This window comes from Microbacterium alcoholitolerans (assembly GCF_050408615.1).
Taxonomy (GTDB): domain Bacteria; phylum Actinomycetota; class Actinomycetes; order Actinomycetales; family Microbacteriaceae; genus Microbacterium.
The window spans coordinates 1,430,436-1,451,055 of sequence record NZ_JBNTKD010000001.1; the positions used below are offsets into that span (position 1 = coordinate 1,430,436).

Annotated in this window: 21 protein-coding genes; 8 read left to right on the forward strand and 13 right to left on the reverse strand. The window is 68.7% G+C overall.

From position 1 onward, the window contains the following. Positions 1 to 8: 8 nt before the first annotated feature. The 5 genes from ACQUSX_RS06790 to ACQUSX_RS06810 all read right to left on the reverse strand — a co-directional run bounded on the left by ACQUSX_RS06790 (position 9) and on the right by ACQUSX_RS06810 (position 2,127). On the reverse strand, positions 9 to 314 hold the full coding sequence (locus ACQUSX_RS06790) for a glutaredoxin family protein (RefSeq protein ID WP_428906192.1): 306 nt from the start codon (positions 312 to 314) through the stop codon (positions 9 to 11). Next, positions 311 to 607, reverse strand: a complete 297-nt coding sequence (locus tag ACQUSX_RS06795; protein ID WP_428907605.1) for a rhodanese-like domain-containing protein — start codon at positions 605 to 607, stop codon at positions 311 to 313. Before ACQUSX_RS06795 ends, ACQUSX_RS06790 begins: the two co-directional genes overlap by 4 nt. 79 nt (positions 608 to 686) lie before the next feature. Then, positions 687 to 785, reverse strand: coding sequence for a 30S ribosomal protein bS22 (locus ACQUSX_RS06800; RefSeq protein ID WP_003792170.1), 99 nt, complete (start codon positions 783 to 785; stop codon positions 687 to 689). Between the two features lie 113 nt (positions 786 to 898). Then, the gene (locus ACQUSX_RS06805) at positions 899 to 1,090 is read right to left on the reverse strand and encodes a helix-turn-helix domain-containing protein (protein WP_428906193.1); all 192 of its coding nucleotides are present in this window, start codon (positions 1,088 to 1,090) and stop codon (positions 899 to 901) included. Between the two features lie 110 nt (positions 1,091 to 1,200). Next, the gene (locus tag ACQUSX_RS06810; RefSeq protein WP_428906194.1) at positions 1,201 to 2,127 is read right to left on the reverse strand and encodes a TetR/AcrR family transcriptional regulator; all 927 of its coding nucleotides are present in this window, start codon (positions 2,125 to 2,127) and stop codon (positions 1,201 to 1,203) included. An 82-nt stretch (positions 2,128 to 2,209) separates the two neighbouring features. Between ACQUSX_RS06810 and ACQUSX_RS06815 the strand changes: the two genes are divergently transcribed. Both ACQUSX_RS06815 and ACQUSX_RS06820 read left to right on the forward strand, forming a co-directional pair. Next, positions 2,210 to 3,139: an ATP-binding cassette domain-containing protein gene (locus ACQUSX_RS06815; RefSeq protein ID WP_428906195.1), complete on the forward strand. Its 930-nt coding sequence runs from the start codon at positions 2,210 to 2,212 to the stop codon at positions 3,137 to 3,139. Continuing rightward, entirely contained in the window at positions 3,136 to 3,957 is an 822-nt protein-coding gene (locus tag ACQUSX_RS06820; protein ID WP_428906196.1) for an ABC transporter permease, read from the forward strand. Before ACQUSX_RS06815 ends, ACQUSX_RS06820 begins: the two co-directional genes overlap by 4 nt. 12 nt (positions 3,958 to 3,969) lie before the next feature. Here the strand turns inward: ACQUSX_RS06820 and ACQUSX_RS06825 are convergent, their stop codons facing one another. Further along, positions 3,970 to 4,386, reverse strand: a complete 417-nt coding sequence (locus tag ACQUSX_RS06825) for an ArsR/SmtB family transcription factor (protein WP_428906197.1) — start codon at positions 4,384 to 4,386, stop codon at positions 3,970 to 3,972. 81 nt (positions 4,387 to 4,467) lie between these two features. Here ACQUSX_RS06825 and ACQUSX_RS06830 point away from each other — a divergent pair, with 81 nt between their 5' ends. Both ACQUSX_RS06830 and ACQUSX_RS06835 read left to right on the forward strand, forming a co-directional pair. After that, entirely contained in the window at positions 4,468 to 5,898 is a 1,431-nt protein-coding gene (locus tag ACQUSX_RS06830; RefSeq protein WP_428906198.1) for a TrkH family potassium uptake protein, read from the forward strand. A gap of 1 nt (position 5,899) precedes the next feature. After that, the gene (locus ACQUSX_RS06835; RefSeq protein WP_428907606.1) at positions 5,900 to 6,562 is read left to right on the forward strand and encodes a potassium channel family protein; all 663 of its coding nucleotides are present in this window, start codon (positions 5,900 to 5,902) and stop codon (positions 6,560 to 6,562) included. 6 nt (positions 6,563 to 6,568) lie between these two features. Here the strand turns inward: ACQUSX_RS06835 and proC are convergent, their stop codons facing one another. Continuing rightward, entirely contained in the window at positions 6,569 to 7,405 is an 837-nt protein-coding gene (gene proC, locus ACQUSX_RS06840; protein ID WP_428906199.1) for a pyrroline-5-carboxylate reductase, read from the reverse strand. A 42-nt stretch (positions 7,406 to 7,447) separates the two neighbouring features. Between proC and ACQUSX_RS06845 the strand changes: the two genes are divergently transcribed. Then, positions 7,448 to 8,419: a cation diffusion facilitator family transporter gene (locus ACQUSX_RS06845; RefSeq protein ID WP_428906200.1), complete on the forward strand. Its 972-nt coding sequence runs from the start codon at positions 7,448 to 7,450 to the stop codon at positions 8,417 to 8,419. A 7-nt stretch (positions 8,420 to 8,426) separates the two neighbouring features. Continuing rightward, the gene (locus ACQUSX_RS06850; protein WP_428906201.1) at positions 8,427 to 9,353 is read left to right on the forward strand and encodes an alpha/beta hydrolase; all 927 of its coding nucleotides are present in this window, start codon (positions 8,427 to 8,429) and stop codon (positions 9,351 to 9,353) included. On the opposite strand, the gene tadA is transcribed toward ACQUSX_RS06850, so the two are convergent. Further along, complete coding sequence (gene tadA, locus ACQUSX_RS06855; RefSeq protein WP_428906202.1) at positions 9,316 to 9,771, reverse strand: tRNA adenosine(34) deaminase TadA; 456 nt, start codon at positions 9,769 to 9,771, stop codon at positions 9,316 to 9,318. The genes ACQUSX_RS06850 and tadA overlap by 38 nt on opposite strands. Positions 9,772 to 9,851: 80 nt before the next feature. Between tadA and upp the strand changes: the two genes are divergently transcribed. Then, positions 9,852 to 10,484, forward strand: coding sequence for a uracil phosphoribosyltransferase (gene upp / locus ACQUSX_RS06860; RefSeq protein WP_428906203.1), 633 nt, complete (start codon positions 9,852 to 9,854; stop codon positions 10,482 to 10,484). Between the two features lie 19 nt (positions 10,485 to 10,503). Here the strand turns inward: upp and ACQUSX_RS06865 are convergent, their stop codons facing one another. The 3 genes from ACQUSX_RS06865 to nadE form a co-directional block, all read right to left on the reverse strand. Then, on the reverse strand, positions 10,504 to 11,292 hold the full coding sequence (locus ACQUSX_RS06865) for a GNAT family N-acetyltransferase (protein ID WP_428906204.1): 789 nt from the start codon (positions 11,290 to 11,292) through the stop codon (positions 10,504 to 10,506). Between the two features lie 26 nt (positions 11,293 to 11,318). After that, a complete protein-coding gene (locus ACQUSX_RS06870) occupies positions 11,319 to 14,735 on the reverse strand; it encodes a TM0106 family RecB-like putative nuclease (protein WP_428929981.1) in 3,417 nt (1,138 codons plus the stop codon). Between the two features lie 159 nt (positions 14,736 to 14,894). Beyond that, a complete protein-coding gene (nadE, locus tag ACQUSX_RS06875; RefSeq protein WP_428907607.1) occupies positions 14,895 to 15,707 on the reverse strand; it encodes an NAD(+) synthase in 813 nt (270 codons plus the stop codon). A gap of 74 nt (positions 15,708 to 15,781) precedes the next feature. Here nadE and ACQUSX_RS06880 point away from each other — a divergent pair, with 74 nt between their 5' ends. Further along, positions 15,782 to 16,339: a phosphorylase family protein gene (locus tag ACQUSX_RS06880; protein WP_428906205.1), complete on the forward strand. Its 558-nt coding sequence runs from the start codon at positions 15,782 to 15,784 to the stop codon at positions 16,337 to 16,339. A 43-nt stretch (positions 16,340 to 16,382) separates the two neighbouring features. On the opposite strand, the gene ACQUSX_RS06885 is transcribed toward ACQUSX_RS06880, so the two are convergent. Beyond that, positions 16,383 to 19,391 carry an AAA family ATPase gene (locus tag ACQUSX_RS06885; RefSeq protein WP_428906206.1) on the reverse strand — a complete coding sequence of 1,003 codons (3,009 nt, stop codon included), beginning with the start codon at positions 19,389 to 19,391 and terminating at the stop codon, positions 16,383 to 16,385. Then, positions 19,391 to 20,545 carry an exonuclease SbcCD subunit D gene (locus ACQUSX_RS06890; RefSeq protein WP_428906207.1) on the reverse strand — a complete coding sequence of 385 codons (1,155 nt, stop codon included), beginning with the start codon at positions 20,543 to 20,545 and terminating at the stop codon, positions 19,391 to 19,393. Before ACQUSX_RS06890 ends, ACQUSX_RS06885 begins: the two co-directional genes overlap by 1 nt. Between the last annotated feature and the right edge of the window lie 75 nt (positions 20,546 to 20,620).

Here is a 20,620-nt window from a genome sequence, read left to right on the forward strand (position 1 = left end):
CCGGTCGCTCAGTACAGGCACTTCGACTCCCTCCGGTCGCTCAGTACATCGCACTCTGACGCCTCCTCGAGCGCCTGGCGCAGTCGGTCCGGTGCGACGCGCCAGTGCGCGTGCAGCGTGTCGTCGATCAGGACGACGGGGATCTTCTCCCACCACAGCTCGTACAGTGTCGGGTCGTCGTTGATCGATCGCTCGATGACCTCGATGCGGTCGGCTGTGGCATCCGGCAGGTCGGCGACGACCGCGTCGACGATCTCCCTTGCGACATCGCAGAGGTGACAGTCGGGCTTGCCGATCAGGGTGAGTGTGGTCACGGCTTGTCGACCGCGCGGCCGCTGGCGATCCACTCCCCGGTGCCGCCGTCCACGTTGGTCGCGTCGTATCCGCGCGCTTCGAGCGCCTGCACTGCGCGCGCCGAGCGTCCGCCCGCCTGGCAGATCACGTCGAACGCCTCACCGGGCAATTCGCCGAGTCGGTCGCCGAGCTCCGACAGCGGGACGTTCACGGCACCCGGCACGTGGCCGGCGGCGAACTCATCGCGTTCGCGGACGTCGATCAGCGGCACGTCCGCGCGTGCGGCGAGCTCGTCGATGGTGATGGACTTCACGGCATCCTCCTGAGGAGCGGGGTCGATGTCGACAGACACGAAGCGCCCGTCCGAGGACAGGCGCTTGGTGTCGTGCCGCTTACTTCTTGTTGCGGCGCTGGTGGCGAGTCTTGCGAAGCAGTTTGCGGTGCTTCTTCTTCGCCATGCGCTTGCGGCGCTTCTTGATGACTGAACCCACGGAAACCTCACTAAGTCAGGGGCTGGATGCCACGAAGGCGGCACCCGGGTACGGGCACGGAAAAAATGCCTCGGACGATTCTAGCAAACGGTCGAGGGTGACCGTTCACTCCCTCATCCTACGTCGGAGATGGGCTTGCGCATCGCGTCGACGACCGCCGACTCGGGCACGCGGTAGCTGCGTCCGAAGCGGATCGCCGGCAGCTCCCCGGAGTGCACGAGACGGTACACGGTCATCTTGGACACGCGCATGAGCTCGGCGACCTCGGCCACCGTCAGGAAACGAACGTCTTGAACGTCGGGCATCCCCATATACCCCTTTCTGCTGATGCACAGCATATGGGGTAGCTGCGACGCCTGTAAACCGCTGTGACTCATGTGATGACTGTGAACACGCCGCACGCGCACACCCGGCATCACTTCGCCGCGTCTCTGGCGGCCTTCTCACCAGCATCCCGCAGCGCGATGCGCTCGATCTTGCGTGCGGCGCGCAGCGCCTTCTCGGCCTCGCGCACCGCCTTGCGGGCCTCGCGCACACGCTTGTCCCCGAGCACCTCCTCGGGCAGGACGTCGACCCAGTCCGGTTCGGGGCGGGGCTCATCCCCGGCACTGCGTCGGTCGATGTACGCCTGCACACCGTCGAGGATGCGCTGCAGCCCGAAGCGGAACGGGTCGCTCTGATCGATGAAGACACCGGCGTCGATCGCATGGCGCAGCGCGGGGAACTCCTCGGCCGTGATCACGCGATCGAACAGTGCGGCCTCCCGCTCCGAGACATCTTGCGCCGACAGTCCGGTGATGCGCGACTGCTCGGCGTAGCCGGCGAGCACGATGCCGTACCAGCGGGCCTGCCCCATGACGCTCAGTGCCACCGCGACCCGCTCCGTGTCAGCGAGCGGGGTGCCCTCGAGTGCGGCCAGCGCGGCGTCGAACCATGCGGAGCTGCTCGGGGTGATCGGCGCGCCCGTGATGGGCAGCGACAGAATCCAGGGATGCTCGAGGTAGATGCGCACCTGCGCGTCGAAGAGGAAGCGCAGCTGCTGCTGCCAGCCCGCCTGCTCGCGGTGCTCCTCTGACGGCAGGCCGGTCGCGTGCTCCTGCATCAGCAGCAGCAGGTCGTCCTTGGCGCTGACGTAGCGGTACAGCGACATCGGCGTGAAGCCGAGCTTCGCGGCGACGGCCGCCATCGAGACGGCGCCGATGCCCTCGGCATCCGCGAGCGCGACAGCGGTCTCGACGATGCGCTCGACGCTCATCTCACGCTTCGGTCCGCGCTGCGGATTGGCTGCGACGCCCCAAGCCAGGGCGATGCCGCGGGGCAGCTCGATCTCTTCGGATGTCACTCCCCCAGCTTAGGTTGTGTACCTAATAAACAGTGTGTTAGCGTCATAAACAGTTTGAGACATACACAGAAAGGATCCTGCGATGGCACCTCCGCGAACGTCCACATCGGTGATCAGCGTCACCGACCTGCATAAGACCTACGCCGGCCGCTCCGTCCTCGACGGGCTGACCCTCGACGTCCAGCGCGGCGAGATCTTCGCGCTGCTCGGTCCGAACGGGGCCGGCAAGACGACGGCGATCAACATCCTCAGTACGCTCACGCGCGCCGACGCGGGGACCGCCACGATCGCAGGATTCGACGTCCGAAAGCACCCGGTGGCGGTGCGCCAGCGCATAAGCCTCACGGGTCAGTCCGCTGCGGTCGACGATGCGCTGACCGCGACGGAGAACGTCATCATGTTCGCGCGGCTCTCAGGGCTGCGAGGACGCGCGGCGAGGCGCCGCGGCGCCGACCTGATCGAGCGCTTCGGGCTGACCGACGCAGCAGCCCGACCGGTGCGCACCTTCTCCGGTGGCATGCGGCGCCGGCTGGATCTCGCACTCAGCTTCGTCGTGACCCCGGAGGTGCTCTTCCTCGATGAGCCGACGACCGGGCTCGACACCCGCAGCCGCCGCGACCTGTGGGCCATCATCCGATCGCTGGCCGACGCCGGCACCACCGTGTTCCTCACGACGCAGTACCTCGAAGAGGCCGACCAGCTCGCCGACCGGATCGCCGTGCTCCACGATGGACGCATCGCCGCATCCGGATCCGCCGCCGCGCTGAAGGCGCGCGTCGGCGGTGAGAGCGTCGAGGTCCACGACGAGAACGGCGTCCTGCTGAAGCGGGTTCCGACCGACGGCACGATCGCCGAGCTTCGCCGCGCCATCGACGAACTCGACCGGCAGGGCGTGACCGGAGCCGTCAGCCTGCATCGTCCCACGCTCGATGACGTCTTCCTCGCCATCACCGAGCCCGACCGTCCCCGCACCGAACACCTCGTCGGCGCCGCTGCAAAGGAGTCCGCATGACGCTGACGTCCCCACCGACGGCGCCGAGCGCACCATCGCCGCCCGCGATCCGCCCGCGCCTGCGCGGCTTCACCGCCGAGGGCGTGTTCGTGGGCAGGAGCCTGCGCCACTCGCTGCGCGACGGCGAATCGCTGCTGATGGCGATCATGCTCCCCGTGATGCTCATGCTCATGTTCACCTGGGTGTTCGGCGGCGCGATCGACCCCTCTGGTGCGTACGTCGACTACGTCGTGCCAGGGATCATCCTCACCTGTGCGGGTTTCGGCGCCTCATCCACCGCGGTCTACGTCGCCAACGACATGCGCAGCGGCATCATCGACCGGTTCCGGACGATGCCGCTGCGCGCAGGGGCCGTGCTCACCGGTCACGTCGTGGCGAGCCTGATCCGCAACCTCATCGCGACCTCGCTGGTGATCGGCGTGGGAGTGCTCGTCGGGTTCCGCCCGACAGCATCGCTCGGAGAGTGGATGCTGATGGGAGCGCTGATCGCGCTGTACATCCTCGCCATCACCTATCTGTTCGCCGCCATCGGCCTCGCCGCCGGATCGCCGGAGGGCGCGAACGGCTACGGCTTCATCCTGCTCTTCCTGCCGTACCTCTCCAGCGCCTTCGTGACTGTCGACAGCATGCCCGACTGGCTGCGGCCGATCGCCGAGCACCAGCCGATCACGCCCATCGTCGAGACGATCCGGGCGCTGCTGATGGGCACGACCGTCGACTCCGAACCGATCTGGGCCGTGTTCTGGTGCCTGCTGATCCTCACCCTGGCCGTGGCCTGGGGCGCGTGGCTGTTCCGCCGGCAGGCAGGACGCCGCTGAGCCGACCCCCTGTCAGCTGCCGAGACGCTTGAACGCGGAGGCCATGGCGTGCTTCGCGGATGCCGCGACGCGGCCGACCGTCTCGGCGGCGTGGACGGTCGCGGAGGGAAGCGGCGCGTAGGGCACGTCGATGTCGGGAGCCTGATCGCCGTACGCGTCGACGAGGAACGGCACCAGCCAGTCGTCGACCTGTTCGAGCGGTGCGACCGCAAGACTGTAGAACCGGCGCTGACCGTCTTCACGCACGGTCACCAGCTGCGCTTCGCGCAGCACCTTCAGATGCTTCGAGACGGTCGGCTGGCTGATGCCGAGCTCGCTCACGATCTGCGTCACGCTGGTGCCGGCATCGCTCTGCGTGGACTCGCTCAGCAGCAGCTGGAGGATGTCGCGCCTCGTGCCGTCTGCGATCACGTCGAAGATGTCGGTCATGCCATCAGGGTAGTCGGCACAGGCACGGAGTACCATGACGAAGGCTCGGCGAAGGGTCACACGCAGCGGAAAGGGGGACGGATGTCTGGCATGGTGTCGGCATCATCCCCTCGTGGCAGCCTGCGAACGGCCGGCCGACGGGTCAAGTACATCATCACGTCATCGCCGTCGCGGTTCGCGATCCTGATCTTCGCGACGCTCATCCTGGTCTTCACCGTGCTGCTCTCACTGCCGATCTCGTCGAAGTCGCGCACCATCACGCCGCTGAGCGATGCGTTCTTCACCGCCATGTCGACGATCTGCGTCACGGGCCTGTCGACGGTCGACATGAGCAGTCACTGGTCGGCGTTCGGCAATGTGGTCATCTTCGTCGGCGTGAACATCGGCGGCATGGGCGCGCTCACCCTGGCCTCGCTGCTGGGCCTGGTCATCTCGAAGCGGCTCGGTCTGCGGGCGAAGCTGCTCGCGGCCGGCGACACGAACCCGATGCGTGCGCATGGCGGACCGGTCAACGAGAGTCAGACGGTGCGGCTGGGCGAGGTCGGTCAGCTGCTGACGACCGTCGCCCTCTCGACGCTCGTGATCGAGGGGACGCTCGCGATCCTGCTGTACCCGGCACTGATCTGGACGGGCATCGACCCGTTCTCCGCACTGTGGGAGGCGCCGTACTACGCGGCCATGGCGTTCACGAACACCGGGTTCACCCCCAACGACGGCGGCGTCACGGTGTTCGCGGACGACTACCTGGTGCTGATCCTGCTGATGACGGGTGTCTTCCTCGGCAGCATCGGCTTCCCGGTCATCTACACGCTCGCCAAGCACGTCTGGCACGTCAAGCGCTGGCCGCTGCACTCGAAGCTCACCCTCATCACCACCGTGCTGCTGTTCATCGTCGGCGCGGCTGTGTTCCTCGTGCTCGAGTACGCGAACCCGAAGACATTCGGCTCGATGGATGCCTCTGAGACGACCATGAACGCCTTGTTCCTCTCGGCGATGACCCGCTCGGGCGGCTTCAACGTGATCGACATATCAGACCTCAACGGGTCGTCGATGCTCGCCGCCTGCATGCTGATGTTCGTCGGCGGCGGCTCGGCGTCGACGGCCGGCGGCATCAAGGTGACCACGCTCGCCGTCCTCGCGATCGCCGTCTGGTCCGAGGCGCGCGGGCGCCAGTCCGTCGAGGCGTTCGGCCGTCGCATCCCGAGCGACGTGCAGCGCGTGGCCCTCAGCGTCGTCGCCTGGGGCTCGACCATAGTCGCCCTGTCGACGATCGTGATCGCGCAGATCACGAAGGCCGACATCATCGATGTGCTCTTCGACGTGATCTCGGCGTTCGGCACGGTGGGGCTCTCTTCCGGCCTCACCGAGACCCTGCCCGACAGCGCCTCGTACGTGCTGGCCGCGACCATCTTCATGGGGCGCGTTGGTACAGTGACTCTCGCCGCGGCGGTCGCTGCGACATCCCGATCGCAGCTGTACTCGCTGCCCGTCGAAAGGCCGATCGTTGGTTGAGATGGTGCGGGGCGACGCCCCGGTGCTCGTGATCGGACTCGGACGCTTCGGTGCGGCGTGCGCCGGCGAGCTCGACCGGCTCGATCGCGAGGTGCTCGCGATCGACGAGGATCTCGGGCTCGTGCAGAAGTGGTCGGATCGCGTCACGCACACCGTGCAGGCGGATGCCCGCAACATCGACGCCCTGCGCCAGATCGGCGCACAGGACTTCCAGGTCGCGGTCGTCGCCGTCGGGTCGCTCATCGAGGCATCCGTGCTCATCACGGCCAACCTCGTCGACCTTAAGGTCCCGCAGATCTGGGCGAAGGCGGTCTCGCAGTCGCACGGCAAGATCCTCGCCCGAGTGGGCGCGAACCACGTCATCTACCCCGAGCGCGAGGCGGGTGAGCGCGTCGCGCATCTCGTCAGCGGCCGTATGCTGGACTTCATCCGCTTCGATGACGATTTCGTGCTGGCGAAGATGTATCCGCCGAAGTTCATCCGGGGCACCGGTCTGAACGAGTCCGGTGTGCGGACGAAGTACAACGTCACCGTCGTCGGCGTGAAGAGCCCGGGCAAGCCGTTCCGCTATGCCGAGGCGAACACGGTCGTCACCAATCACGACCTCATCATCGTGTCGGGCACGAACAGCGACATCGAGCGGTTCGCCGGCCTCGACCGCTAGGTCCGCTCAGCCTGCGGCGAGCTCTTTCGCGCGGGCGAGCGCTGCAGCGGTCGCGCGGGCGAACATGTCGTCGAGACCGGCGTCCTGCATCACGGCGATCGCCCGCTCGGTCGTGCCCTTGGGGCTGGTCACACGTCTGCGCAGCTCGGCCGGATCGACGTCGGATGCCTCCAGCAGTGCCGCCGCTCCGATGAAGGTCTGCTCGGCCATGAGGCGCGCATCGGCATCCGAAAAGCCCATCCCGACCGCCGCCTTCGTGAGCTGCTCGACGAGGAGGAACACGTAGGCCGGTCCCGATCCGGACACCGTCGAGAGCGCGTCGATCTGCGACTCGGGCACCTCGATCACGGCGCCGACGGTCTCGAACAGCGCGCGCACGATCGCCATGTCCTCGGCGGTCGCAGCCGCTCCGGCGGCAAGGCCGGTCACGCCGCGGCGCACCGTGGACGGGGTGTTCGGCATCGAGCGGATCACGTGCACATCGGCACCGAGCGCATCCGAGAACGTGTCAAGGGTGACGCCGGCTGCGAGGCTGACGACGATCGCGTCCTCGCGCAGTGCCGGCGCGATCTCGCGCAGCAGATCCGGCACCATCGCCGGCTTCACGCCGACGAGGACGATGCGGGCGGATGCCGCGGCGTCCTTGTTGCCGTCGGGATCCTCGGCGAGCGCGACGCTCTTCACACCGGAGAGGGATGCCAGGGCATCCGCCTTCTCACGCGAGCGGTTCGTCACGACGATGCCGTCGTCGATCGAGGCGCCGGAGGCGATGACCCCCTGCAGGATCGCCCCTCCCATCGAACCGGCACCGAGGAACGCGAGCGAAGGCAGCGAATCGACCATGCCGCCATCCTACGATCCGGGCCGTCATCGTAGACTCGAGCCATGAGCGCATCCGGCGGCAGCAAGGCGATCATCGCGGCATTCCTGGCGAACATGGGCATCGCCCTGGCCAAGTTCGTCGCGTGGCTGCTCTCCGGCTCGGCATCGATGCTGGCCGAGGCGATCCACTCGGTCGCCGACTCCGGCAATCAGCTCCTGCTGATGCGCGGCGGCCGCAAGGCCAAGCGCGAGGCCGACCGCGACCACCCGTTCGGCTACGGCCGCGAGCGGTACGTCTCGGCGTTCGTGGTGTCGATCATCCTGTTCTCCCTCGGTGGCCTGTTCGCCGTCTACGAGGGCGTGCAGAAGCTCATCCATCCGCACGAGCTGGACCAGACGTGGTGGTGGCTGCCCCTGGTGGTGCTGGTGATCGCGATCGGACTCGAGTCGTTCTCGCTGCGCACCGCCGTCAAGGAGAGCAACCGGGTGCGCGAGAAGGGTCAGTCGTGGATGTCGTTCATCCGCCGGTCCAAGGCGCCCGAGCTGCCCGTCGTGCTCCTCGAGGACGCGGGCGCTCTGATCGGCCTGACCTTCGCCCTGTTCGGCGTCGGTCTGACCGTGATCACGGGCGACTCCATGTACGACGCGCTGGGCACCCTGATGATCGGCCTGCTGCTGATCGTCATCGCGATCGTCCTCGGCATCGAGACGAAGAGCCTGCTGGTCGGCGAGGGCGCCAACCGCACCGATCACGACCTGATCGTCGACGCGATCACGAGCGGTCCCGACGTCGAGAAGCTCATCCACATCAAGACCCTGTATCTGGGCCCGGATGAGCTGATGGTCGCGGCGAAGATCGCTCTGAAGGCCGACAAGACGGTGCGCGAGGCCGCGGACGACATCAACGAGATCGAGCGATCCATCCGCGACGCCGTGCCGGCGGCCCGGGTGATCTACTTGGAGCCGGACGTGTACCGCCCGTCGCTCGACCCGGAGCCGCCGACGGATGCCTTCGTGCTGAAGTCCTCCGACTGACGCCGACGTGATCGACGCGTTCCGCGCGGCGCTGGGTGATCTCGCGCTTCCCGATGAGACCCGGGGCAAGCTGCAGCTGGTGCAGACCGTGCTGGACGGCGACCCGCAGGCGATGCTGCAGTCGTTCTCGATGGTCGGAGGCGAGCCCCGCGCGGTGGTGTCTTTCGGCGACCTGGACAGTGCCGAGCTCGTGACGTACGTGCTGCACGGCATCGAGACCGGACTCGGCGAGTTCGCGTCGTGGGCCGCGGCCACCCAGCGCATCTGCGCGGATGTGATCCGCTCGAGCGTGGTGCGAGGCAGGCCGCGCAGGGTTGCCACGATCGCCTGGTTCGCATGGGATTCCGGAACGCACGTGTCGGCGCTGGAGACTCGGCATGCGACGGTGGGTGCCGCGCATCTGGCGGTGGACATCGATCGGCTGATGCTGCGCAATCCGCGCGCGCACATCGCACTGGTCACTTACTCCTACTCGTCGACGCTGCTCGGCGAGCTGTTCGCGATGAACATCGCCGAGGATGTCCGGACAGCGTTCTCGTTCGCGTCGGCCGGATTCACGCATGCCGCGAGCGTCGCGCTCGGCGACGCGATCGCCCGCGGTGAGGTGGTGGTGTACGCCACCGAGAGCGCCGACGACAGCATCGCTCCGCTGGGGCGGCTCGGCCAGCATCCGGTCGATCCGCGCGACATCCCCGGCGTGGTCGGCTTCGACTGCGACGGCGGCGAGGCACCGGGCATCGACGGCAGCACGGTCGTGGGTGTCGCCGTCGAGGGGCATGCGTCGCAGACCAGCGTCGATGAGCGCGGGGCGCGGCACATCGGCTATTTCGACCAGCGCGCCCAGGGGTACCTGATGATGATCGACCGGTTGACGGATGCTGGCGATCGGGCTGAGTTCAGCGACGAGCGTCGAAGAACTTCTGAAGCAGGATGATCGCAGCATCCGACTGCACCCCGCCGACGACCTCTGCGCGGTACGGCAGTCGGCGATCGCGCAACAGGTCGTACATCGAGCCGGCCGCCCCCGCCTTCTCGTCCCACGCGCCGAACACGACGCGACCGATGCGCGCCTGCAGGATCGCCCCCGCGCACATCACGCACGGCTCGAGGGTGACGACCAGGGTGTGATCTTCGAGGTTCCACGATTCGAGGTGCTCGGCGGCGGCGCGCAGCGCGATGATCTCGGCGTGACCGGTCGGATCGTGCGTCTGCTCGCGCAGGTTGCGTCCCTCGGCGATCACGCATCCCGTCGCGTCGAGAACGACCGCGCCCACCGGCACGTCTCCCGCGTCGCCGGCCTCGGCCGCCAACGCGAGCGCGCGGTGCATCGGGGCGTCGTAGGCGGCGGTCATGCGTCGAGCATAATGTGCGGGCTCCGGCCGTGCCGCCGGCCCGCGCGCACGCGAAGGCCGCTGGCAAGTAACCTGTATTCATGCGCGTTCATGTGGCCGATCACCCGCTCATCACTCACAAGCTCACGGTGCTGCGGGATCAGAACACCCCATCGCCCGTCTTCCGTCAGCTGACGGAAGAGCTGGTGACGCTTCTCGCATATGAGGCGACGCGCGGCGTGAAGGTTACCCCGATCGAGGTGACCACCCCCGTGACGACCACCATGGGTGTGAAGATCTCCGAGCCGCGGCCCATCGTGGTGCCGATCCTGCGTGCCGGGCTCGGCATGCTCGAGGGTCTCGTGAAGCTGCTTCCGACGGCCGAGGTCGGCTTCCTCGGCATGGTGCGCGACGACGAGACGTTCGAACCCACCACCTATGCCGAGCGTCTGCCCGAAGACCTGAGCGACCGGCAGTGCTTCGCCATCGATCCGATGCTGGCCACGGGCGGCTCGCTTGGTGCGGCGATCCAGTTCCTGTTCGATCGCGGCGCGAAGGACGTCACCGCGATCTGCCTGCTCGGCACGCCCGAGGGCGTCGAGGCGATCCGCCAGCTCGTCGGCGATCAGGACGTGACGCTGGTGCTCGGTGCGCTGGATGAGCGCCTGGATGAGAAGGGCTACATCGTGCCCGGACTCGGCGACGCCGGCGACCGCCTTTACGGCACCGTCTGATCCACGCCGCTGCCGGCGGTCAGACGCGCAGCGTGTAGCCGCGCTCGTCTCCGAAATGCCTGAACCCGGCGCGGGAGAGGATCGGAGCCGAGGTCGAGATCCGGCCCTTGACGAGAGCCGTTCTCGCGCCGAGTTCCGCTGCGAACCGCATCCGCTCGGCGAGCACCGCCCGGTATGCGCCCTTGCCGCGCGCCTCGGCGAGTGTCGCGCCTCCCCACAGCGCGACGAAGCCGCCCGCGATCTTGCATCCTCCCGTGCTCACAGGCGCGCCGTCGATGCGGGCGAGCACGCGGAAGCCTTCGTCGGATGCCAGAGCGGATTCCGCTTCGGCGAGCTCCTCCTCCAGTTCGGCTCCGGTGAGCGGCTGCTGATGCTCCCAGACGGCGGCGTTGATCGCATCCACCTCGCGCAGCTGGTCGATCGTCCGCACGATCTCGACGGTGACGTTCGGCGGCACATCGACCGGGATGCCCTCGATCGGGCGCGCCAGCACGGCGACGGTGTCGAAGTGCTCGGCACCACGACTGATCAGCTCTCCTTCGAGATCCGGGCTGTCTGAGGCGTTGGTCCAGAACGTCAGCTCTGCCTCGCCCCACGCGCGGGTGCGCTCGATCGCATGATCGAGGACGCCCGCGGCATCCAGTGTCGAGGCCACCTGCGACGCCTTGACACCGCCGCCAAACCTCGCAGGGTGGCGCACGAGCTGCAGCTCGGACTTCTCCTGCTCGCTGCCGAGCGGGAACCACACCCATGACGCCGAGGCGCGCATGAGGTCATCGACAGTGTGCGGGCGATCGTGGTTCTGCATGCTAGCAACTTAGCATCCGATGCGGATCAGTCACGATCGGCGCCGACGAGGTGCGCGAAGGCGCTGAGCCGGGCGACGCCCTCAGGAGTCCAGGGCAGATCGTCCAGCAGCGCGGGCGAGTGAACCAGGTAGGCGACGCTCTTCGCCCGCGAGATCGCGACGTTCAGCCGGTTCTGCAGCAGCAGGAACTCCGGGCCGCGGGGCGCATCGCGCCCGCTGGATGCGGCCAGCGACGTGATCGAGACGACCGCCTCCTTGCCCTGGAAGTTGTCGACCGTGCCGACCGCGACATCTGCGAATCCCGCCGCCGTCAGCTCGTCGTGGATCAGCTGCTTCTGGGCGTTGTACGGCGCGACGACGATGATGTCGCTCTGGATCAGTGGTCGCGGCGGAGCGTCCTCGGGGCCGTCCGTGTACTCGCGTCCGATCAGGTCTCGCACGATCTGCACGACGCGCGCGGCCTCTTCCTCCGACTGGGTGGCGTTGCCGCGGTGGCGCACCTGCACGATGTGCAGGCCCGGCTCGACACCGTCGACGAGACGCTGCTCGGTGCAGGCAGCCGACGCGAGCCTGCCCGCGTACGCCAGTCGCGACACGGGGGCCGCGACCTCCGGATGCATCCGCCACGACTCAGCGAGGAAGTACCCGTAGGCGGGGTCGATGACCGAGGAGCCGTCCATCACCCATCCGAGCGCGGAGGTGTCGACCGGCTCGGGGTGCGTGCCCTGGCTCACCTGCGGCAGCTGCTGCGGGTCGCCGAGCAGCAGCAGACGCTTCGCGCCCGCCGCCACGGCGATCGTCGATGCCAGCGAGAACTGCCCAGCCTCATCGATCACGAGCAGATCGAGTCCCTGCCGATCGACCCGGCGGGTGTTGCTGAAGTCCCACGCCGTGCCGCCGACGACGGCGCCGCCTTCGGCACGCTCGGCGAGGAACCCGGCCATGCCGTCCTTGCGGATGATCGTGTATCCCGGCGTCGTGGCATCCGGATCCTTCGGCGCCTTCGCGACCTGCGCCGCAGGCACGCCGTCCGCGACGATCCGCTCGAGCAGGTTCTCGACGATCGCGTGCGACTGGGCGACCACCCCGATGCGGAATCCGTGCTCGCGCACCAGCCGGGCGATGACCCGCGATCCGGTGTACGTCTTCCCGGTGCCGGGAGGTCCCTGCACGGCGAGATAGCTGCGATCGAGATCGAGGACCGCCCGCACGATCGCATCGATCGTGTCGTCACCGGCATCCGGCAGCGAAGCGCCCGAGACTGTGCGGGGCGGGATGCGTCGCAGGATGTCGGTGGCGGCATCCTGCGGGAAGCCGGGAGCGGCCTGATGCACGGACGCTGCCCACTCCTCGATCGCACCCTGCTGCGAGGCGACGTGCGGAGGGGCCGCGGGGGCGAGTGCGAGCGGCAGAGCGTCCCAGGTCTGGCCGTCGATCGCCCGCTCGCGCACGACGTATCCGTCGTCGAGCACCTCGATGACCTCGACGGCGTGCGGCACATGGATCACACGCGAAGGCGCATCCACCGCGAACGGTGCGGGCACCGGGTAGAGCGCAAACGGACTGCCGCCGACTCCGATCGTGCTTCCGGGCGCGACCTCGCCGCGCAGTCGGATGACTCGCGTCTGGGTGCGCTGCCGCTCGCCGATGTTCCAGTCGTCGTCGATCGAGCTGACGTCGGCGTCGACGCGCAGCACGTCGCGAGTGGACTCCCAGATCGAGATCGGCTCGCGCATCCGCTGGAAGTGGCCCTGCCAGAAGCTCTTGGCCTCGCGGGGGTAGTAGTCGATCGCGGCGGCGGCCACCCGGAACTCCGTGCCGCTGCGCCCCTCGTGCTCGGCGTTCAGCGCTTCGGCTTGCAGCGCGAGCGAGAGCGGCGCGGGCTCGTAGGCGCGCGTCTCAGGGTCATCGGGCGGTGCGGGCAGCACGCCCTCCTGCTTGGCCAACCCGATCAGCCAGTCGCGCAGCCGCCGGGTCGAGACGCAGTCGTATCGGTTGTAGTCGGCGAGGTCATCGAGGATCTGCTCCCCCTCGGACTGTCGTCCCGCGTCGATCATGCCGCGCGCCTGCACGTACTGGACGATCGAGTCATCGCCCTTCTGGACGTCGCTGGTGCGCACCTCTTCGCCCATGTAGAGCGGCTCGAGCTTCTTGATCGAGTACGAGCGCGAGCCCACCCGAACGGAGCGCAGCACTATCGGGTAGAGATCGACGAACACGCCCTCGCGCAGCAGCTTGTCGACGTCCGCTTCGCCGACCCCGTGGCGCGCCGCCATCGCCGCGAGGTGCGAGGTCTCGTACGGCGCGTAGTGGTAGATGTGCATGTCGGGGTGGCTCTGGCGCCGCAGTTTCACGAACTCGAGGAAGTCCAGCAGCGCCTGCTTCTCGTCCGCGAAAGTGTGCGCCCACAGCGCGGAGTACTGCTCGTCATTGTCGATCCAGCCGAACAAGTAGTCGATCCCCCACTGAGCGCTGTCCGTCGCGGGAACGGGCTCGGTGTAGAGCGGATCGCCCTCGAAGTCGAAGAAGACGTCGCCGCGGCTGGGGCGGGGCATCAGTCCGATCGCGTTCGGCGAGACGAGCTCGAAGGGCGGCACGTCACCCGGCTCCAGCGACGCACCGGTCTGCAGCCGCGCCTGCGCGCGCAGCGACGCGAACGTGTCGGCGTTCATTCCCTGCGGGGCATCGGATGCCATCGCCAGGTCATCGACGGTCAGGATTCCCGCCGCGCGCAGGCGCTGACGCTGCGCCGGACGCATCCGGGCGACCATCAGCAGGTCACGGTGTCCGATCACCTGCTCCTCGCACGTCGCGCAGCGACCGCACGCCGAGATCTGCAGCTCGCCTCGATCGTCACCCCAGGCGAGCGGCTCGCCGGCGGCGCCGTCCTCGGCGCTGCGGTCGGCGATCAGCGCGCGCAGCCGCGTGCGGCGAACGTGGAACAGCGGGAGCAGATCGTCGACGCGATGCGTGCTGACCGTGCCGTCGCCCAGAATGAGATCGACCTCGTCGGAGCGCGGAATGCCGAGGCGGTCGAGCTGATCGACATATGCCCCCAACTGCATGAGCGCCGTCGCACGCGCCGTGCGGGCGAGTTTGGAGTCCTGAACACGCCATGAGCCGTCGTCATCGCGTCGCAGGAAGTCGGCGAAGCCGACGAACTCCGGGGTCGAGAAGGCCGCCTGGAACACGACCGTGGCATCCGACCTCAACGCGCGCATCGTCTCGGCCACGACGGATGCCATCGCCTCGGCATCCGTCGAGTTCACCTTCGGCAGCGACACGACACTGCCGCCATCGACGGCATCGCCGAATTCGGCGACGTACTTCGCCAGCACCGCCTGCTCGTGCACGTCGCCCAGCTCTGCGGCGCGCCGCAGCGTGGCGTCTTCGGGCTCTTCGACCGCCGGGACGCGACCGAGCTTCGCATCGAGGGCGCGCATCCACGCGAACTCGCATTCCGCGGCGAGCTTCAGGTCACTGGCGCTCCACACCACGCGATTCTCTGCTGCAATGACCCGCACCGCGCCACCTCTCCCTTGCCTGCTCCGACACTATCGCCGGCCGCCGACACTCCCTTCGTGGGAGGCAGGAGAGACTCGTCAGCGCCACCAATCGTCGTGCGGGGTGACCGGCAGGTGGCGCTTGTGGCGCGAACCGAGGTATTTCGCCTCGATGAGCGCGGCGACCCCATCAGGCACCTCGCCGCCCTCGAGGTACGTGTCGATCTGCTCGTAGGTGAGGCCGAGCTCGTCCTCGTCGGTGCGGCCGGGCTGTCCGTCGAGAAGATCAGCGGTCGGCACCTTCGTCGTCAGCCGCTCGGGGGCGCCGAGGTGCCGCAGCAGCGCGCGGCCCTGACGCTTGGTGAGACCGGCGAGCGGCAGCAGGTCCGCCGCGCCGTCGCCGAACTTCGTGTAGAAGCCGGTCACTCCCTCGGCCGCGTGGTCGGTGCCGATCACCAGCATCCCGTCGTGCCCGGCGAGCGCGTACTGGGTGACCATGCGGATGCGGGCCTTGATGTTCCCGCGGTTGAAGTCCGACAGCTCCGACGTCAGCGCCTGCTCGAGGTCGGACTCGATGCCGTCGACGCCGTGCTGGATGTTCACCTCGACCGATCGGTCGGCGGCGATGAAGGCGATCGCGGCCTCGGCATCCGCCGCATCACGCTGCACCTTGTACGGCAGGCGGACGGCGAGGAACGATGCCTCTCCGCCGTCGGCGCGCACCCGCTCGACGGCGAGCTGCGCGAGCCGGCCGGCGAGCGTCGAGTCCTGCCCGCCCGAGATGCCCAGTACGAAGCCCTTCGCGCGCGTGGAGCGCAGGTAGTCGACCAGGAACGAGATCCTGGCCTCGGTCTCGGCGGCCGGATCGATCTCGGCGCGAACGCCCAGGTCTTCGGCGATCTGCTGCTGCATGGTCACGGTGTGCTCCTCATCGTCGGCTGCTGGGCGTTCGTGGACTACCAGTGTCCACCTGACAGGATGGAACCGTGAAACTTCTCGTCGCTGCGCTCAGCTCCGAACTCCAGGCGTTCCCCGCCGAACTCCCCGGTTTCGACCGTGTCGTCACCGGCCCCGGCAAGATGATGGCCACGTACGGCCTCACCCGCGCCCTGGACGCGCAGCAGTACGAGGAGATCGTCGTCGTCGGCACGGCCGGCGCCGTGTCGGATGCCGTCGCATCGGGCATCCACGATGTGAGCGCGGCCATCCAGCACGATGTGCAGGACCTCGAGGGCGTCATCGGGCAGCACGTGTCGCTGCCCGCCCGGGTGGAGACGGGCCGCGCGGGCGTCACGATCGCGACCGGCGACATCTTCGTCGACGACGTGGATGCGGTCGAGCGGATCAGCACGCTCGGCGGCGTCCTGGTCGACATGGAGACCTTCGCATTCGTGTGGGTCGCGCAGCAGTTCGGCGTGCCGATCCGCGTCATCCGGGTGGTCTCGGACCGCGCTCAGGACGGCGCGACGCAGGTCTGGGACGAAGTGGTGGCCGCGTGCAGCGCTCAGCTGTGGGAGTTCTTCGGGCGCGAATACGGCGTCTGAGCGCCCGGCGCCCGTTCCGCCCCGATGCTCAGCGCCGGCGTCGCTAGACGATGACGCTCGGACCCTCGGGCAGCGCGCGCACAGTGAGCTGGGCGGGGATCTGCTCCTGCATCGACTCGACGTGGCTGATGATCCCGACGGTGCGCCCGCCGGAGCGCAGCTCGTCGAGGGTGCGCATCGCGACTTCCAGCGTGTCGGCGTCGAGTGATCCGAAGCCCTCGTCGATGAACAGCGTGTCGAGCTGGATGCCACCGGCACGCGCCGTGACGACTTCGGCGAGCCCGAGCGCGAGGGCGAGCGAGCTGAGGAAGGTCTCGCCTCCCGACAGCGACTGCGCCGGACGCTCCTGCCCCGTGAACGCGTCGAACACGACGATGCCGAGCCCCGATGCCGCACCGCGCGACGCCAGCGCGTCGGAGTGCCGCAGCTGATAGCGCCCTGCGGACATGTCGCCGAGCCGCCGGTTGGCCGCCTCGACGATCTCCTCGAGCTCGGCGGCGAGCACGAACGTCTCGAGAGTCATCTTGTGCGTGTTGCCCGCCCGTCCGGCGATGGTGTCGGCGAGGCCGCGCAGCACGTCGTGCTCGGTCTGCTGCTGCGCGCTGTGCCGATGGGCGTTCGCTGCGGACTCGATGAGGCTGGTCAGCTGCTCCGCCGTGCTCGCGGCCCGTCCGGCGACATCGACAGCTGTCTTCCACGCTGCGCGCGCCTCGGCCGCCGTCGTCTCGGCCGGGGCGAGGTCGATCTCCTCCTCGGGCAGCGTGAGCAGCTCGAGCTCCAGCAGCGTCGCTCGCTCCTTCTCGCGCTGCACCGAGTGCGCGTTGATGCGCGCGGAGAGCTGCTCCTGCTCGGCGGCGGAGCGCATGGCGCCGCGCGCCGCGGTGACGTCCCCGAAGTCGGATGCCACGAGCGCGGCATCCTGCTCCTGCACAGCCGCGGCGAGCGCGTGCTCGGCGCGTGCGCTCTCGCCGAGAGCAGATGCCAGCGCGCGAGCGATCGCGGCATGCGCGACGACCCGGTCGATGCGCTCGGCGACCGTCGCGAAGGTTCCGCGCGCCTGGGCGATCTGGGTGGTGGCCTGCTGCGCGCGCTGCGTGACGAGCGCCAGCGACTCCTTGGCGGATGCCAGCGTCGCGGCCGCCTGCTCGCGCCGCTGGTTCAGCGCCGCCAGTGCTTCCTCCGTCCGCACGACCTGCGCCTCGAGCGACTCGAGCTCGCGCGCGGCGGCGTCGGCCTCGGCGTGCGCCTGCGCGGCGGCGGTGACCTCGGCCTCGGCCGTCTCGACCGTGCGTCCATCGGCGGTGGCCGTCGCAGCGGCGAGGTCGGCCTTCGCGCTCGCCACTCGCTCGTGGGCGGTGCGCTCAGCGACCTGCGCGGTGTCTCGGGCTGCTTCGGCCGCATCGACATCCTCAGCCGAAACCGGGTCGCTGTGCTCGGCCGGCGCGGGGTGCTCCGTCGCCCCACACACCGCACAGGGCTCCCCGGACACCAGCGCTGTGGCCAGTTCACCGGCGAACCCGTCCAGTCGGCGCTTGCGCAGCTGGGACAGCGCCGCCCAGGCATCCGCGGCCGCCGCGCTCGCATCGACCAGCGCCTTCTCCGCTAACTCGAGGTCATCGCTGATCGCAGCGGCCCGCTCGGCCGCATCGTGCCGTGCGGATGCCGCGGTGAGAGCGTGCGCGAGGTCTTCGACGCGGTCGGCCTTCCTGCGCGCTGCGTCGCGCTGGGTGGTGAGCGCTGCCAGCCGTTCGGGCAGTTCCGCCCGTTCGACCTCGCCGGCGTCGACGAGCGCGGTTGCCGATTCCACCTGCGCGTGGGCGTCTTCGAGTTCGGCGGACAGTGCGGGCATGCGCGCTTCGAGTTCGGCGGCCGCTGCCCATGCGCCGCTCTCGCGCGTGCGCTCAGAAGCCCAGGATTCCAGCGCCTCAGCTGACAGTTCGAGTTCGTTCCCGGTCGACATCCACGCCTCGCGTGCGGACTCGAGGGCGGCTCCGGCCGCGTCGTGCGCGGACTGCGCCCGGCTCGTCGCCGTGATCGTCGCGCGCAGCGACTCGGCTGCCTGTGCGCGCTCCAGCGCGGACGCCGCCTGTGTGATCTCGGGCTGCTGCGCATCCAGCCGCGTGAGCGCCGCCCGAGCCCGGTCACGCTCCTGCTGGGATCTGCGTTGTTCCCTGGTGTCGGTCAGCGCAGCATCCGCCATCGCGAGGAGTTTCTCGGCATCGTCGCGGTCTGCCGCGCGGCGCTCGACCCGATACTGAGCGCGCGTGAGAGCCAAGCGCAGCGCTTCGATACGATCCTGGGTCGATGTGGTGCCCGTCGTCACATCCGACCCGGCACCGGAAAGGGCGTCCGTCGCAGTGCCGGTATCGCCCCACAGCTCGGAAGCCGTCACGACGCGCTCTGCCTCATCGATGCGCGCATCCACGGTGGCGGTGACGGCGGCGAGTGCGCTGTCAGAGGCCTTCCGCCGCTCGTCGAACCGCCGCTGCACATCTTCGAAGCGCTCGGTGCCGAACAGTCGGCGCAGCAGCCCCTGTCTCTCCTTGCTGTCGGCGAGCAGGAACCGCGCAAAGCGGTTCTGGGCGAGCAGGATCACCTGCAGGAACTGCTCCCGGCTCAGCTGCAGGATCTCGTCGAGCTCATGCGCGACCTCGCGCTCTTTCGCCGCGAGCGTGATCCAGCCTTCGTCGCCGAGCGTATCCAGCCTTACCCCGGACGCCTGTTTCGTCAGACCGCCGCCGCGCTTGGCGGGGCGCAGGTATTCGGGCGAGCGCGTGACCCGGTATCGTCCCGAGGCCGCGCTGAACTCGACGATCACCTCACTCGGATCGTCCGGCTCGCAGTGGTCGCTGCGCAGCCGCTTGTCGCCGCCCTCATATCGAGGCACAGAGCCGTAGAGGCCGAAGCAGACGGCATCCAGGATGCTCGATTTGCCGGCCCCGGTGCGTCCGGCGATCAGGAAGATGCCGTCGTCCGCGAATCCGTCGAAGTCGATGCTCTGACGCTGCAGGAACGGACCGAACCCCTCGATCTCGAGCCGGTGAAGACGCACTAGACGAGGGCCTCGGCGATGACGCGCTCATCGAGCACCTCTTCGATAAGCTCGAGCTCGCGCTCACTCGGTCCCTGCCCTGCGCGCACGTGCTCGAGGAAGGCCTCGATGCGCTCGGTGTCGGAGACGGCGGTCTTCAGCCGGGACGCGTATGAGCGCTCCTGGTGCGCATCGACGGTCGTCGGCTGGTGCTGCACCATCGCGCAGTGCGCGAAGCGCTGCTTCAGGCGACGCATCGGCTCTGCCTGCGGCACGGCATCGGTGTAGACCGCGCACACCCAGTCATCCGCGTGCGCGGCGACGTTCTCGGCGGAGAGGATCTCATCGAGCGTTCCGGTGAGCGTCACCAGCCGCCGCGGCACCGGTAGCGCGAGCCACTCGACCTGAACCAGTCCGTCCGCATCGAGATCGATCAGCCACGAGCCGCGCTCCTTGTGCTGCTCGCCGAAGCTGTAGTGCAGCGGGGCGCCGGCGTACCGCACCCGCTCGCTGAGCTTCTGCCGACCGTGGATGTGGCCGAGCGCCACGTAGTCGGGCCCGTCGAAGACGTCCAGCGGCACGACGTCGAGGCCGCCCTGGCGCACCTCGCGTTCAAGACCGACCGTGGCATCCACTCCCGCGGCGAAGCAGTGCGCGATGGCGACCGTCCGTCCCGGATGCTCGGCCATCGCGGCGCCGACGAGGCCCATGGCGTGCACCATGGTCTGGGCCTGCGTGCGAAGCGGCACGTCCGCCCAGTGCTGGCGGACGATCGCCGGCTCGAGGTACGGGATGCCGTAGAAGTGCACCGGACCGTCGGCGTCGTCGATCGTCACCGGCGTTCCGACCGACAGCGGGTCGGTGATCACGTGGATGCCGTCGCGCAGCATCCGCGCCTGGAACCCGAGCCGCGCGGCGGAGTCGTGATTTCCGCTGGTCACGATCACCTTCGCTCCGGTGTCGTGAAGCGCCGCGAGGGTGTCGCCGAGCAGCGTGTAGGCGGGCCCTGCCGGTGTCGCGGAATCGAACACGTCGCCGGCGACGATCACCACGTCGACGGCGTTGTCCCGCACCTGATCGATCAGCGCGCCGAGGACGTCGGCCAGGGCATCCATGGTCGAGTGCCCGTGGAAGGTGCGGCCGATGTGCCAGTCCGAGGTGTGCAGGATTCGCATGTTCTCACCGTACGAACAAGCACCGACATTCCCTCCGAGGCGTGCCGCGGCACGCCTCCTGCACGGTTCAGATCC

Excerpts from the sequence above, each read along its gene's own strand:
- ACQUSX_RS06835 (WP_428907606.1), top strand. The coding sequence starts at position 5,900 with ATGGTGCGGGGCGACGCCCCGGTGCTCGTGATCGGACTCGGACGCTTC.
- ACQUSX_RS06830 (WP_428906198.1), top strand. The coding sequence starts at position 4,468 with ATGTCTGGCATGGTGTCGGCATCATCCCCTCGTGGCAGCCTGCGAACG.
- ACQUSX_RS06870 (WP_428929981.1), bottom strand. The coding sequence starts at position 14,735 with ATGCGCGCCCTCGATGCGAAGCTCGGTCGCGTCCCGGCGGTCGAAGAG.
- ACQUSX_RS06815 (WP_428906195.1), top strand. The coding sequence starts at position 2,210 with ATGGCACCTCCGCGAACGTCCACATCGGTGATCAGCGTCACCGACCTG.
- nadE (WP_428907607.1), bottom strand. The coding sequence starts at position 15,707 with ATGCAGCAGCAGATCGCCGAAGACCTGGGCGTTCGCGCCGAGATCGAT.
- proC (WP_428906199.1), bottom strand. The coding sequence starts at position 7,405 with ATGGTCGATTCGCTGCCTTCGCTCGCGTTCCTCGGTGCCGGTTCGATG.
- ACQUSX_RS06825 (WP_428906197.1), bottom strand. The coding sequence starts at position 4,386 with ATGACCGACATCTTCGACGTGATCGCAGACGGCACGAGGCGCGACATC.
- upp (WP_428906203.1), top strand. The coding sequence starts at position 9,852 with ATGCGCGTTCATGTGGCCGATCACCCGCTCATCACTCACAAGCTCACG.
- tadA (WP_428906202.1), bottom strand. The coding sequence starts at position 9,771 with ATGACCGCCGCCTACGACGCCCCGATGCACCGCGCGCTCGCGTTGGCG.
- ACQUSX_RS06890 (WP_428906207.1), bottom strand. The coding sequence starts at position 20,545 with ATGCGAATCCTGCACACCTCGGACTGGCACATCGGCCGCACCTTCCAC.
- ACQUSX_RS06805 (WP_428906193.1), bottom strand. The coding sequence starts at position 1,090 with ATGCCCGACGTTCAAGACGTTCGTTTCCTGACGGTGGCCGAGGTCGCC.
- ACQUSX_RS06865 (WP_428906204.1), bottom strand. The coding sequence starts at position 11,292 with ATGCAGAACCACGATCGCCCGCACACTGTCGATGACCTCATGCGCGCC.
- ACQUSX_RS06845 (WP_428906200.1), top strand. The coding sequence starts at position 7,448 with ATGAGCGCATCCGGCGGCAGCAAGGCGATCATCGCGGCATTCCTGGCG.
- ACQUSX_RS06820 (WP_428906196.1), top strand. The coding sequence starts at position 3,136 with ATGACGCTGACGTCCCCACCGACGGCGCCGAGCGCACCATCGCCGCCC.